Consider the following 15908-nt stretch of genomic DNA (forward strand, 5'->3'; position numbering starts at 1 on the left):
TAAAGCGAATGGTTACTATTATGAAAAATAAAATCACAAAAATATTGTTTTTTCTTTTGCTAATGCAAGCCTATTTTTTAAATGCTCAAGAGAAAGTAAACTATAATTCTACCGAAATTGAAGCTGTATTGGGAACAACGACTTCCTTGCAGTATGTAACCACCAATTTAGATAATACAGGCGTATTAAAAAATATAAACCCTATGGGGTATATAAGCCTGTATGTTAAAGAAAATGAACCTCCAAACAATTGGTTTTCCTATGCATTACGGTTAAATGTCACTCCGGCGTCGCTTTCTGGAGCATTTGATGGTACTCCTAAAGAAATAACACTAAAGGTAGAACACAATACATCGGCAGGAGCAACAGGAAACTCAATAGATATAAGTAAACATATAGCAGTAGGAGCCTATGGCGTAAAGGTAGAGTTGATAGAAGCTGTTTATACAGACCTATCTACTAGTGCTACACCGGTCTCTAATGGCCCTGTACCTGCAAATATTGGTTTAGAACTAGGGTTTAATGGGACAACATTTAAAGCCTTGTCATCCACAATACCATCGGTAACAGTGACTCCACCCGCACCTAATAGCAATGAAGTAAAACTAAGTTGGAATGCTATTGATGGGGCCATGTCTTATGATGTAGAATGGACATGGGTTGATGGTTATGATGAAAATGAAAACATTCCATTGCGACCTCTAAATTCAATTCCTTTCACGAAACGCGATTTCGAACTAAATAACACGCGAGTACAAACCTCAAAAATAGAGTATAACATACCATTAATTTATGCCAAAGGCTATTTAATTTATAGAGTAAGAGCTGTAGGAAGATTTCTAGAAAACACCAATGTTTATAGATATGGCAAATGGAGCGAAGCAGAAAGTAATACTCCAAATTTTCTGTCAGATTGGAATGCTGTATATACTATAAATAATGATCATCAAGTCGATAAAAACTGGCAATTTCAAGCCTCTTATGCAGAAGAAGGTAAAAAGAAAGAAGTGGTTAGCTATTTTGATGGGACGCTACGTAACCGTCAGACCGTAACAAAAATTAATTCCGACGATAATATTATTGTTGGCGAAGTTATTTACGATGCGCAAGGAAGACCAGCAGTAGAAGTTTTACCAGTGCCTACTAATGGTCTGGCTATAGATTATACAAATAATTTTAATCAAAATGCAACAGGACAAGTTTATAGTTATCAGGATTTTGATACGGACGACCGAAATATTTTAGATCAGGAAACTGCATTAAAAGCAATGGATACGCTCAGTGGAGCTAGTAAATATTATTCTCCAGAAAATGATCTAACAAGTCCGTTTAAAAATAGGATTCCTGATGCAAAAAGCCATCCTTTTTCTCAAATAGAATATATGCCAGATAATACAGGAAGAATTCTTAGAAAAGGAGGCGTAGGAAAAAAACATCAATTAGGAAGTACCCATGAAATGGAATACCATTACGGAACTCCGGAGCAAAAAGAATTAAACCGCTTGTTCGGATATAGTGTGGGGCACTTTTCACATTACAAAAAGAATACAGTAATAGACCCTAACAGACAAGCCAGTGTTAGTTACATAGATCCACAGGGAAGAACTATAGCAACAGCACTTGCTGGTATTTCCCCAAGTAATTTAGATGGTTTAGATGATGAAATAGATGCTGGTGGAACATTACATAAGCGTGTCACAACAGATTTATTAGGCAAACTAAACCCTTTAGCAAAAGATACAATAACAGATAATAATATAAGGCAGTCAACTCAAGCCTTTGGAGTCCAAGAAGATGCCTTAGTGTATTCGGCAACTAAACTTGCCATAGAACCGTCTGAACTAAATTTTAAATATACCCTTGGACAAACAGATTTTGAGTATACATGTACAGGAGGATTGGTGAATTACCCTGTCGTTTATGATTTGTTTGTAGACGTACTAGATATAGAAGGTAACAGTCTTGTGTTAAATCGTGAAGATCCAACCTTTGACCTTTCAGATTTTACGCTAGATGTACCAAGAGGTTCCTATAGTATTATTAAAAACTTAGTAGTAAATAAAGATACATTAGAAACCTACGCAGACGCATATATAAATAAGTTAACAACACCAGGTGATGCTTGTTATATAGATCCCACAGTAGTGGTACCCATTCCAACAGAAATTATAGATGGCTGTTTTGTAAGTTGTGAAGACTGTGAGAGCTCATTAATTGCAGAATATGGTGATAAAAACGGATATAGAGATGCCAAGATGGCCGACTATGATTTCACAGATTTAGAAGAAGCCTTAACCACAGCAGAATTAGATGAAGAAAAAGCAAGATTGTCTTTAGCTTTTGAAAACCAATGGGAACAGCTCATTCTAGCCTGTAATGCGCCTTGCGAAGATGGTACCGATTTAGTAAACCTTTCCCCAGAAAATAGAGTAGCTAACTCCATGTCTTGTAGCATCGCACGTACAGCCTTGTTAGACGATATGAAACCTAGCGGACAATACGGGCAATACCCGAGTGCTTTAGTACAAGATGGAAATGGAGAAAAAGCAGAAGCTATTATACAAGCCGAACTAAATATTTTTAATGATGGTAATCGTCTTGTAAGTACACAAACAGACGATATCCAGATTCACAATAGCTGGCGTAACCCAAGACACCCAGACCATGATCCAGCTCCTAACGGAAATGGATTGTACACTGAAGGTCATTATTACAATACAGACGGTACCATAAGCTATATCAAAGTAAAACAAACTACAGATGAAGAAGGAAACAATACCTATGCACCAGATATTCAATTAGGTGTTGAATTAATACCAGTAACAAAAAACACGAATAACGATGAATATCTGGTAGAACCTCAATATTTAGCCAATGTAGAAGATTTTATTGCTTCAGGTGTTTGGCAAAACCAATGGGCAGAATCACTTATCGTTTACCATCCGGAATATTGCTACTTACAATATGCAGAAGCTGTTTGCGGTATCACTAAAAATATTACAACTGTAACAGGAAGCCCTTTAATGAATTCAGACGGTTACGATTTGCACTTACGCCTATTAGATACCTATGCTAAAGCAGGAGCTTTTGTAACTGGTACTTCTATTATGTTACAAGATCCATTCTTTTATGGAAGCGTTCCTTCAAGTTTAAATAACGGTATAAATTTTAATTTGCGTACCAATATCATGAACGAGGTCCTTACCAAAAATTACAATAACACAGGACTTAGTTTAGAAAAATATGCCCTAGCTATTGTAACATGTAATAGCGTTACAAATTGTAATGTTAGTGGTGTTACTGTAGGTTCGCTAACAACGGCACAAAAAGATGAATATTGGAGTATCTATAAATCCAGTTACAGTAGTGCAAAAGAAATGATTCAAACCTTTTTTGGAAATATTTATGCAGAAAAAAATAACTGTTATAATGGTTGTATAGGTGAAGAAGAGGCACCAATAAATTTATTAGCAGTCTTAAAAGATATCAAAGATATAAATAAAGGGACCCTAGATGGTATTATTAAAGCTGGAGAAAATAGAATTTGCGATAGTGATGTGGCTAGTTTCTATGCCACAAAAGAAAAACGCTTTAAGCCATCAGATAATTTATACGATTCCGGACAAGATGCAGCAGATCTCGTAGAAGAATTTGCAGGATATACAGGCTACGAGTATTATATACAAACAGGTGTATGTCCGTTAGCAAGAGATTTACAAACCTTTTTAGAGTTTTCTTTTAAAGATTTTGCAACCCAATCTCCTGGAATTTCTGGAGAAAGAGCATTTACAGGAAAATACTTAAGCAGAGATTTATATAAAGATTTAGGTGGAAATCTAGAGCAATTAGTACAACCGGGAGATGTTAAGTTAACAAGCACACCAAATAGTGATGAATTAACATTACGCTTTAGTGAACAAGCAGTATTAGTAGGAGACATGCCAATAACGATAACAATACCCGTTACGCGGTCATGGAATGATTATGCTAATACTGGTGCCAATGGTTGGGTGATTACTAAAGTAAGCCATATTAAATCAGACTATAGTGCTGTAGGAGAGATATTTACTTTTAAAGCAGTAGCACAGGTACGTACTAGCTTTGAAGCTACAGATTATGAAGAAATTATTATTAGCGGTAGTACTCAGGCACGTATCTCAGATTGTAGTATTGTACCAGACCCTGCAAGTGTAGGACAATATTTAGGTAATGGAGAAACCTCTGGCCCATTGGGAGATTGTAATAAAAAACAGCGTTTTACACAGGCATTTATAGCACTTTTAAATCATTTGTACAAAACCAATGCTATAAATGCTACAGTCCCATTAAATAGTATATCTGCCTACAGCAATAGCTATTTAAGTATCTTTTTTGGAGGTGGTACAGCCACATGGAGTAATACAGGTAGCACATATTTTATAGAAGTTGATGGCGTACAACGTTTTATATTAGAGTTAGAAGAAAATGAAACCTTACCAATAACAGGCGTAGCAGATTTTATGGGTATGGGCTTAAATTATGAGTATGATAGTAAGGGACTCATTACTCAGCAAAACGCTCGCATCACTTATTTAACATCGGCATCAAATAAAATTCAAGCTAGTAAAGTGGGAACATTGTCTCAAGGAGGGGTAGAAGGCAAACCATTAATTAACTTTTTATGCTGTGGTGATATTAATGATCTTACAAGAGAGCCTGATCCTACAAGTAGTACTCCTCATTTTGGGTTTGTTTTTGCAGTGCCAAATAGAGCCCCTTTAGTATCCACAAGTCCTTTAGCAAACCCACCTGTTGTTGGTAATGACGGTAGGTTGAATATAGGAAAAGGTATTGTGAATTTTATAAATACAAAGTTAACAGATACGTTATATATAACTACTATTGATGATCATTCTGGAGGTAATGCTAGAGTAAGAAGTTTTGAGACAGATTATAATTCAGCAGTAATAGAACCAATAGTTAATAGTGTTAATGAAGTTACTGCACCTGGCGTATTACAAATACAAGATTTTCCTTATAGTAACACAGTAAATACAATATTTACAGCAATTAATAATAGTTCATTTAGTAACAATACCACAGGAATCACAATCCCAATGGATATTACATTTGTTATCATAACTGGAGACAATGTTAATAATATAGAAAGTACCAAAACACAGTATAATGATTTGTTAGCTAATAATAAATCCAAGAAAGTCTTTTTTATCATTTTAGATGATAATACTGTAGGCGGTATAGGAAGTCCATATGATTATGTAAGTGCAATAATTAATAAAGTTCCTGTTAATTATTCGTCCACATTAAATGTATTAGATTCAGATTTTATAATGTATTCTACTGCAGATCTTATTGATTCAAACTTTGAAAATACACTGAGAGACTTTTTGTTAAAATCTTACAATGAAATTGTTAATCCCCCAAAATTCAAACCCGCATTTACGTTAAGAAAACAAATAGCCACTCCATCAAATACTATTTATAGTAAAGATATAAACTTTAGCCCTAAAGGGTTTCAGGCATCATTGAATGAACTAATAGATTTTGAAGTTAAAATAGATTTTAATAATTATTCAGATAACCCAGAAGATTACAATAGTGCAGAGATAATAGTAAATGGACAATCTTTTAAACAAGCAAATAACGATTTAGTATATGGAGTAGTTGAATATAATGTAAATGAACAACGATATTTTCCAAAAAATCGCTTATCATGGAATCATCCTAGAGGACATGGTGCAACGTTTGATATTTTTGACTTTTCATATAATATAAATGGTAATGAGCGTATTTATAATTTAGACGAGGGAAGTGGTTCAGCATTTTCAACTAATGGGTTGGGATCTTTTAATGTAGACAACAGCAGTTGGATTAATGACCCAACACTAGGTTATGGGTTGAGGTTTAATAGCTCGTTAGAGGCAGCTTGGGATGATTTTGTGCCTTTGATTTATGAACAAGGAGGCAATATTACTTTTAATGCAAGAGTAAAGTTCCAAGGAGAATTGCCCTATACACAATTCCCAGGTTATGGTTTGATAGCCCAAATTGCTTATGAAGATCCTGCGAATCCTGAAAACCTTTACGAACTTTTAATTTATGGTGAATTTGGAGATGATGTAGTATTGCCACCACAAGAACCATGTGATTCCTCTTCCTTAGTATGTATCCCACCAATACCAGAACCCCTAAGTTGTACAGACAAATACCCAATATATACAGCGTTAATGAATACCATTGGAAATAAAGAAGAAGACCTAGGGGTACCATTAGAAGATGACGAAGGAGACATTGTAACCGAAGATGAATTCTGTGCCAATTCATTCCAATATTTAGTAGACGATTACCAGTATTACATCACGACGTTTGGTATTACCAGTGTTTTAGATGTAGACTATATGTCCATAGCCCGTTTTGGTGCTACAGAATTTAATTATGGATATCCAGATATTAGAAGTATTATAGACCTTTATAGCACGCATGTAACAACAACAAGAGTTGATGCAAACCAATACACCATGAATTGGGCTGCATTTACATCAGACTATTTAAACCAACCAGAAAATCAAAGTATTTGTGTACCAGTACCATTTCCTGTAGATTTTGGTTCAGTATCTATCGACATACCAGAAAAAACACCTTGCGAACAATTTTATGCAAGTGTCACCGAAGCCTATTCTAGAGATGTTTACGCTAATCTTTTAACGACTAAACGAGAAGAATTTATAAATGCCTATTTAGAACACGCATTAAGTACATCTGTAGAAACATTTAATATGACGTATCCGGATAAAGAATACCAGTATACATTGTACTACTACGATCAGGCAGGGAACTTATTGCAAACCGTACCACCAGAGGGTGTAGATCGTTTTACAGAAGACGAATTAGAAGCAGGAGGTATAAACAGTGCCATAAATTTATATAGAAACAATAACAATACAACCGAAGACACAACACTATTACCAGATCATGACTTAATAACAACATACCGTTACAATTCCCTAAACCAATTGGTGTGGCAATTCACGCCAGATGGTGGTGAAACACGTTTTGCCTATGATGAACTAGGTAGAATTATTGCCTCACAAAATGCCAAACAGTTAGTAAACAACCGTTTTAGCTATACCAATTACGATGAACTCGGACGTATAACAGAAGCTGGAGAGTTTGCTCCTAAAATAGCAGTTTCCATAGAAGACACTACAGGGAAGTTAGTCTATGTAGCAGATAATACCCATGTGGAAACATCAGAAGTTGTAAATAAAGTAAATGTCTATCCAAGAAATATTTCTGATATACAATACGAAGTAACCACTACGGGGTATGATAAATTAAAAGGCGTAAACCCTGTAGAAATTTTTGACACCGTAAATGACGTTAACAATACAACAGATAATACCCGTAATCGTGTGGCAGCTGTTTATTATTACGATCTTAGAGATTATGTTAATAATATAGGAACCAACTTAGCAAACTATAACAATGCCCTTTTCTATAATTACGATATACATGGTAACGTAAAAGAGCTGGTACAGCATAATAAACTTATGATTATAAATCCTAATAATTTCCAATCTGGAATAAAAAGGGTCTTGTATGAGTACGATTTAATTAGCGGAAACGTCAATAAAGTAAGCTACCAAAACGGAAAACCAGATATGTTTGCGCATCGCTATACCTACGATGCCGATAACCGTATCACCATGGTAGAAACCTCTAGCGATGGTATGATTTGGGAAAAAGATGCAGCCTATCAGTACTACGCACATGGCCCATTAGCACGTACCGTATTAGGAGGGAAAGAAGTACAAGGAATGGATTATGCTTATACCTTACAAGGTTGGTTAAAAGGGGTGAATTCTGAAACTATGTTAACAGCAGATGATATGGGGACAGATGGTGTGGTTGGCTCCCAAGTAGCACAAGATGCGATGGGCTATTCTTTAAACTATTTTGATGATGACTACGAACCTATAGCCTCATTAGGAAATACATTTAGCTATAGTAACTCAAATAAGGTTACAGACCCGGCAGCAACAGCAGGTAGAAATTTATATAACGGTAATATTAAGCAAATGGTCACCAGTCTTTTAGATAAAGATGAAAACTTGCTTACATCACAGTTAAATAACTATGGGTACGATCAACTAAATAGAATAAAAACCTACAACGGAAACAGTATAAGCGGAGGAGGCGCGCCAACAGAAAGTTACTCTGCAAATTATACTTACGATCGTAACGGGAACTTAAAAACACTTAATCGTTCAACGCTTAATAACAGTAATGCTGTCGTGGCAATGGATCAGTTATCGTATGATTATAAAACCAAACTAAACCCAACAACAGGACTACAAGAACGTACCAATCAATTGGACGATGTACAAGACGCCTTAGGGGATACTGGTTTTAATGATTTAGGAACACAACCCGATGCAAACTATACCTATGATGAAATCGGACAATTAATTAAAGATACGGCAGAAAACCTGGACACGATAATATGGCGCGTAGATGGTAAAGTGAAATCCATCGAAAAAACGAATGGAGATATTATACATTTTCAGTATGATGGTCTAGGAAACCGAATAGCTAAAACAGATATTGCTGGTAATAAAATAACTCTGTATACACGCGATGCACAAGGCAATGTATTGGCAGTATACAATAGTGATGCTAATTTACCAACACCAGAACATCCGTTTGATATTACACATAATAATTTACAAGTAACAAATACACAAAATTTTACAGCCGTAAATACCATTATAACTACAAATACAACAACAGAAAATACGGTAGAGTCAACAGGAGATTTAAGCTATACAGCAGGAAAAAGTATAATACTGTCACCTAATTTTCATGCCAAAGCAGGGAGTACATTTACTGCTAAAGTAGAAGATGTAACCAATACAGGTGGAAACGATGGGATGTTCTTAACTGAACATCACATATTTGGAAGTTCGCGATTAGGATTAGAGCAAAAGAATTTGAAAATCACCGAAGAATCCATTACTTTTGGAGATACGATCTTTGAAAATAATGTTGGTGACAAACGCTATGAGCTTAGTAACCATTTAGGTAATGTGTTAAGTGTGGTAACAGACCGGAAATTAATAGACCCTAGTGGACTCTTAAAACCAGATGTAGTTGCGTATAATGACTACTATCCCTTTGGTCAATTGTTACCTAACCGCCATGGTTCCAGTGATAACTACCGTTACGGCTTCCAAGGACAGGAAAAGGATGATGAGATTAAAGGCGAAGGTAATAGCGTGAACTTTACTTTTAGAATGCATGACCCAAGAGTGGGGAGATTTTTTGCACCTGACCCTTTAACTGCTAAATATCCTTATTATACTCCTTATCAGTTTTCAGGAAATAAAGTAATACATGCCAAAGAACTAGAAGGATTGGAAGAGATTTTAATAATTGAAAGTCCTTATGTTAGAGATGCTGTAACACAATACATGCGTGATGGAGATGTATTAAGTGCTGTGGCAGCTACAAAAAATTCATATGTATGGAAAACAGATGCACAAATAAATCATGCCAAAAAGACATTTGATGTAGGCCAAGAAATAGGACAACCTTCAACTTCAAGTTCTAATGGTGAAGAGTTTGAAACTAAAGGAGCTATTGTTTATAGTTATAATAATGAGGGCGAATTATACAGGATGTTTGAAGTCAAACTGGATATAATATATGACAAAATAACAAAAGAAAATTCATGGTATCAACCAGTAATAGATTATATAAATAACATATTGGATTATCCAGAATCTGGCTCCCAGCAGAGTAGTTATACTAGTCAAGGAGGGATACAATTTGTGGTTAGGGGTTCTGACCCTTCACTTGGTTTAGTAAGGCAACAAGGTAACCCTGATTTAGTTGTAGATATTACTCAATTGTACAATATAGCTTTTAACCAAGCAGGTGGGGGGACTAAATCTCAAATATTAGAAAGAGCGTATAAATTACAAAAAGCGCTAGATAATAAAGGTAATGCAGAAGAGGAAATTAAGCGGATTTATGAAATGCAAATTACTGGAAAAGGTTCTGAAACAGTTATAGTTGGTTCACGTGGAGGACAAGCCCTTTATGGGATTACACAGAAGGATACTATATTTGTTGGAACAGAAAAAGATCTTGAAAAGGTAGATTCAATATCTAAAGCAAGGGCTAGAGAACTGAGAACTATTAAAGACACAGAAAATGATTAAATCAATTAAGTTTATTGGTATTTTTTTTATTTGTATTCAATTTTTTAACTGTAATAATAGGAAGGTTAATAAAGTTTCTTCTGAGGAATTATCGAATGCTTCAATGTCTTCAAAAGAAGATTTTGCATATTTCTATTCATCACTGGAAGATACATTGGAGCTTAACAAAGAAATTGAAGTTGAACTACGTTTATTTCATGTTTTAAGTGATACTATAATGAATCCAAAAACGAATAGAAAAATTGGAGAAGCTTGTGTGTTGTTCTCACGTGATAATAAAATAGATTTTTCTAGTGAATTATTTAAAGATAAATGTGATACAATCTTTGCACCAGTAAAAAGAATAAAGGATACTATAAAGTTTTCGTTTAGTTATACTCCAAGTAAATTAGGAGAAAATAGATTCCTTGTTAAATTTATTGAAAAAAATTACTTTATGCCCAAAAAGGATTCTATAAGACTAGTTACCAAGTCATTTTTCTTGGAAGAAGGTTTTGTTGTCGTTGAATAATCTCCCAGCTAGTCGCTATCGGGCTGGCTTGAACCCCGCTCGTCCTAGTATGTTTACACAAGAGTGAGCGCTAGCCCCCGCTGGGGTATAGTTTAGTTTGTCAAAGTAAGGCCCCCCGCTGTTCCATAGTATGCGCTACCGCTAGCATTTGCTAGTGGCGTTCCGAGTCAGCAGACAAGAGTAAGAAAACATAAAATAGAAAAGCTTTTACAGAGATGTAAGGGCTTTTTTTTGCTTTAAGAGAAAGCCAGCTCTTCGAAGTTTGCAACTTCCAGCTCTTCGAAGTCTGTGACTTCGAAGCAATAATAGTAAATAAAATTCCAGCTCTTCGAAGTTTGCAACTAATCAAAAAAGAACAATAATAACAGAGTAATGGCAACAAGTATTATTAGTTATAAAAAGAAATATATTGATTGTAATGACAATATAATAATAATAATAAGTTTATCCTTTATTAAGGAAGTATCTATATTAAAAGAATTACCTGATTGGTATAGTTTTTATTTAAAGGAAGTTGTAGATGAAGTTATAGATATAAAACCCGCTGTTCCCAGCTCTTCGAAGTTTGCAACTTCGAAGCAATAAGTAATAGATACGAAGTTTTAAACTTCGCATAGCTTTTTAAGTCATGTAGTACTATCTTTACATTTTATTTTTAAAACAAACATGGAACCAGCTCTTCGAAGTCTGTGACTTCGAAGCAATAAGTAGAGTAGATAAATAAAATAAAAAATAAGAAAGCCAGATTTAAGTAAAAAATGAGTGTGGCTTTCTTGTGAAATAATTCGAAGTTTTAAACTTCGCATAGCAAGATGGTGGCAAACGTCTCAGACTTAACAACCAAATTTAACTATTGTTAAATAAAAAATATAATTATAAGTAAAACGTAATAATTAGATAAAGATAAAAAAGGCCACATTTAAGTAAAAAATGAATGTGGTTTTTTTTGTGTAACAATACGAAGTTTTAAACTTCGCGTAGCTTTTTAAGTTGTGTAGTACTATCTTCATATTTTATCTTTAAAACAAACATGGAAACAGACGGTTACAAAATAAGAGACCAATCAAAGCCACATTATATAACATTTACAGTCGTAGATTGGGCAGATGTATTTACAAGGAAAGTATATAAAGATATAATAGTTGAAAATTTAAATTATTGCATTAAAGAAAAAGGCATGATTGTTTTTGGTTATGTAATTATGAGTAATCATATACATTTAATAATTCAAAGTGCTCATAACGATTTGTCGGGTTTAATAAGAGATTTTAAAAAATTTACAGCCAAGTCTATAATTAATCAGATTAAATCTGGAAAAGAAAGTAGACGGAAATGGTTACTAACTCTTTTCTCAAAAGCCACAGAAACACATAGTCGAAACAAAACATATCAATTTTGGAGATATGGTAATCATCCAGAAGAAATTTATAGTCCAAAATTTTTATGGTCTAAATTAGATTATATTCATTTAAACCCAGTAAGATCAGGACTTGTGGAAAGAGCATCACATTATGTGTATTCCAGTGCGATAAATTATGTTGAAGGAGATGGTCTTGTAGATGTTATTTTGGTCGATACGCCAGTTATAAATGTACATAGTGATGATGCCTTTTGGAAAAGTATAGTATGGTAGTATTGGTGATGCGAAGTTGCAAACTTCGCATAGCATTGTTGCAAACTTCTCATAGCGTTGTAAACTTCGCATAGTATTGAATTTAAAACTTTGAATATTAAAGAGATAGAAGGGTTTAGTTAAACAATATGTTAGCGTGTCAATAAAAATGATAAAAAATAAGCTTTGATGGCTATAATTTTGTATAAAGAATTGTTAGCTACAGTTTATCTATAAAAACTTAAATCCCATCACATTAGTAAGGCAAAACCCTAACACTATTTTTTTGGTAACTCATACTTTAGCTATTTAAGTTTTTATAGCCGATGAAAAGAGTAATAGGTATTATTATATGTTCAGTTTTATGTTTTGCCTTTTCTACCGATGTGCAGAGAAAAGTAATTAGAGACAATGGATTTGATATAGAATGCTATGTAGCACAAGAAAAGCCATCTAACTTTAATAAGGGAAAAATATACTATTGGTTTAAATCTGGCCAAATACATCAATCTATGTCAACTTCAGGAGGACTAGTATTGCATAAAAAGTATTCTAAATACTATAAATCTAATCAGTTAGCAGAACAAGGGACATTTAGTTTCGGACTAAAAATTGGAGATTGGAAAACATGGCATGAAAATGGAATATTAATGACAAATGTGGCATGGAGTAACGGGTATAAAAATGGTCATTTTAAAGCCTATGATTCACAAGGGAATTTAATAGAAAAGGGCAACTATAAACAGAATTTAAAAGACGGTTATTGGATTGATTTTGTTAAAAAAGACACCACATACCATAAAAATAGTTTTAAGTTTAAAGAAAGACCTAAAAATCTTGTAGAACGATTACTCAGAAAAAGAGATTCTCTTGAAAAAGTTCAAATTAAGACAGATAAAAGAATTAAAAGAAAGAATGATTCTATAAATCGAGTAAAACTAAAATTAGAAAGAATAAACAAAAAGCGCAACGATTCTATAAAACGGGTGCAAACCAAATTAAAGAAGTTAGAACAAAAGAAACAGGACTCTATAAATAAAAGCTTGGGTAAGCCAACCCAAAAAAAGAATTTTCTTAATACACTATTCAAAACAAAGAAGAAGAAAGACCAGTAGGCTTTATATAATACTAATACGTCCTAGCCCCAACAATAAGCAATATTTTAAAAATAGTGTGTTGCTTTTTTTGATTTCCATAATGTAGCGAAGTTCAAAACGTCGTAAAGCAACGTTTTTTGTATAATAAAAACGAATAAATAGTTAAGCAGCATGAGATTTCTCTATTTATAGTTTTCAATTAAAACACCCACAACTTTACTTATAATTATATTTTTTATTTAACAATAGTTAAATTTTATTCTTAATACTGCTACTTGACCAGCTCTTCGAAGTCTGTGACTTCGAAGCAATAAGTAGAGTAGAGTAGATAAATAAAAAATAAGAAAGCCACATTTAAGTAAAAAATAAATGTGGCTTTTTTGTGTAATACTGCGAAGTTTTAAACTTCGCATAGATTTTTAGGTTATGTAGTATTAACTTTATCTTTAGAACAAACAAGGAAACAGACGGTTACAAAATAAGAGACCAATCAAAGCCACATTATATAACACTAATCCATTAAAGCATTAGTAGTCCATTTTCAATATCAAAATGGGTAACGTTACTATGACGATATTTATACCATTAAAAATACAATTATAAATATTTAACTACAAAATACGTAGGAATTTATTCAGAAATAATTATATTAGACTCTTACAAATTAATATTAATCCATTTTAATTTAGTGAGTCACAAAAGTGTTTTTTTAGTAGTTTTTATGTTTTTTGTGATACACGTATATGCGTATCCATCTGGTATTGTAAGGAGTAACTACCCATTCCAGGACACTACTAAAGTTACTAAAAGTGAAAGTAAAGTAACGGCATTTCTAAAAAGTATATTTAACCATAATGATTCTACTAAACAGGCAAGGCAATTTATTCATCAGCACCATAAAGTTTTAAAAGATAATAAGTCACCAAATTTTGCTACGAGTACCGATACCATTATTTCTAGACCTATTGAATTATCAGAAGATTTTGAGTTAGATTATGAAGTGTTAGGATGGTATCCGTATTGGGAAAACGATTATTACAAGCAACTTAATTTCTCGTTACTTTCTACGGTTGCCTATTTTTCATACGAGGTGAATCCTAAAACAGGTGATGCTATTACCACTCACGATTGGGAAACAACAGCATTAATAGATTCAATACGAACGCAACCAAATAAAAAAATACTTCTTACGGTCAGTAATTTTGGAGATACGAATAACAGGAAATTCTTGAAAAACCCTGATGCTATTGATACCTTGATAAGTAACCTCATTACCCTGTTATCAAAGAGAGAAGGCAATGGCGTCTGTATTGATTTCGAAGGCGTTGCAAAAAAACAAAAAAGTGAATACACAGGCTTTTTATTAACCTTATCTAACAGGCTTAAAAAAGCAAATAAAGATTACGAGGTTTATATTACAGTACCCAGCGTGAATTGGAGTGATGCTTTAGATTTTAAGGCTATAAATCAAGCCATAGATCGATTTGTGATTATGGGCTACGATTATTATGGACAAGCAAGTACCGTTGCAGGACCAGTAGCTCCATTAAAAAGCGGTCAAACCTGGGAACCATATAACCTTACAACATCGGTCGATTATTACATCAATAGCGGTATCGCCAGCTCTAAAATAATATTAGCATTACCAACCTATGGAAGTTTATGGGAAACCAAAAACTTAAACCTAAAATCTAAAGTCAAAAAATATATTGGAAGCAGGACCTATAGCTATATTAAAACCAATATTGGTAATAATGAAGCGATCTATATAGAGCCAGTAAGCAAAAGCGCCTACAGTACTTATAAGATAAAAAGCGATAAGACCCAATACAGACAATGTTGGTTTGAAAACGATTCTAGTTTTGTATATAAAACCCAGCTTATTAAAGAAAAGAAACTAAAAGGTTTAGGACTTTGGGCTTTGGGGTATGATAAGGGCTATAATGATATATGGAATGTTATAAGCACAGAATTATCAAAACCACCGCCAGCACAAGATGCCACTAGCGGAGGCACAAATGCAGATGGTAGCCCGACTAGTAGCGATGGCGATAATTCAGAAGATGGCGCATCGAGCTCTATCGTTTCTAGTATAGTAAATACGTTAGGACTTACAGACCCCAACAGTAAAATAAATAAAGTAGAAGGCGAATTGACTACCGTAACTAATTATAAAACCATCTTACTATACACGATGTCTTTTATTTTATTTTTTGCCTGTATAGGCTTTTTAATGGCAATGATATATCCCAACACCCGTAATAACTTCTTTAATGACTCAGCTTTAAAAACATACTACATAGCAGCCATGCTAGTCTTTGCTATTGTCATTTTTAGAATGCAAAACTGGATAGATAATGATGTGGTTTTGTTAATCGTTGGATTTTTTATAGGAATATCAGCTTTTTATTTGGCGAATAAACTAATAGAAAAAAAACAAAAAGATTTGCCTTAAACAAGGCTTT

Annotated in this window: 6 protein-coding genes; all 6 read left to right on the plus strand. The window is 33.8% G+C overall.

Annotation, left to right across the window (positions count from 1 at the left end; all coding sequences use genetic code 11):
* Positions 1-20 precede the first annotated feature (20 nt).
* Complete coding sequence (locus tag Q4Q39_RS15835) at positions 21-10223, plus strand: 3-coathanger stack domain-containing protein (protein WP_303283534.1); 10203 nt, start codon at positions 21-23, stop codon at positions 10221-10223.
* Complete coding sequence (locus Q4Q39_RS15840; protein ID WP_303283535.1) at positions 10216-10734, plus strand: hypothetical protein; 519 nt, start codon at positions 10216-10218, stop codon at positions 10732-10734. Before Q4Q39_RS15835 ends, Q4Q39_RS15840 begins: the two co-directional genes overlap by 8 nt.
* A gap of 372 nt (positions 10735-11106) precedes the next feature.
* Positions 11107-11319, plus strand: coding sequence for a hypothetical protein (locus Q4Q39_RS15845; RefSeq protein ID WP_303283536.1), 213 nt, complete (start codon positions 11107-11109; stop codon positions 11317-11319).
* A 445-nt stretch (positions 11320-11764) separates the two neighbouring features.
* Positions 11765-12367: an REP-associated tyrosine transposase gene (locus tag Q4Q39_RS15850; protein WP_303283537.1), complete on the plus strand. Its 603-nt coding sequence runs from the start codon at positions 11765-11767 to the stop codon at positions 12365-12367.
* A gap of 305 nt (positions 12368-12672) precedes the next feature.
* Entirely contained in the window at positions 12673-13461 is a 789-nt protein-coding gene (locus tag Q4Q39_RS15855) for a toxin-antitoxin system YwqK family antitoxin (RefSeq protein ID WP_303283538.1), read from the plus strand.
* Between the two features lie 703 nt (positions 13462-14164).
* Positions 14165-15898 (plus strand): glycosyl hydrolase family 18 protein, encoded by a 1734-nt coding sequence (locus tag Q4Q39_RS15860; RefSeq protein WP_303283539.1) that lies wholly within the window; start codon positions 14165-14167, stop codon positions 15896-15898.
* Positions 15899-15908: the final 10 nt, after the last annotated feature.

Source organism: Flavivirga amylovorans (genome assembly GCF_030540875.1).
Taxonomy (GTDB): Bacteria; Bacteroidota; Bacteroidia; order Flavobacteriales; family Flavobacteriaceae; genus Flavivirga; species Flavivirga amylovorans.

What these genes read in the sequence shown, in the direction of transcription:
- Q4Q39_RS15855 (WP_303283538.1), top strand. Translation starts at nt 12,673, where the DNA reads ATGAAAAGAGTAATAGGTATTATTATATGTTCAGTTTTATGTTTTGCC.
- Q4Q39_RS15845 (WP_303283536.1), top strand. Translation starts at nt 11,107, where the DNA reads ATGGCAACAAGTATTATTAGTTATAAAAAGAAATATATTGATTGTAAT.
- Q4Q39_RS15850 (WP_303283537.1), top strand. Translation starts at nt 11,765, where the DNA reads ATGGAAACAGACGGTTACAAAATAAGAGACCAATCAAAGCCACATTAT.
- Q4Q39_RS15860 (WP_303283539.1), top strand. Translation starts at nt 14,165, where the DNA reads ATGTTTTTTGTGATACACGTATATGCGTATCCATCTGGTATTGTAAGG.
- Q4Q39_RS15835 (WP_303283534.1), top strand. Translation starts at nt 21, where the DNA reads ATGAAAAATAAAATCACAAAAATATTGTTTTTTCTTTTGCTAATGCAA.
- Q4Q39_RS15840 (WP_303283535.1), top strand. Translation starts at nt 10,216, where the DNA reads ATGATTAAATCAATTAAGTTTATTGGTATTTTTTTTATTTGTATTCAA.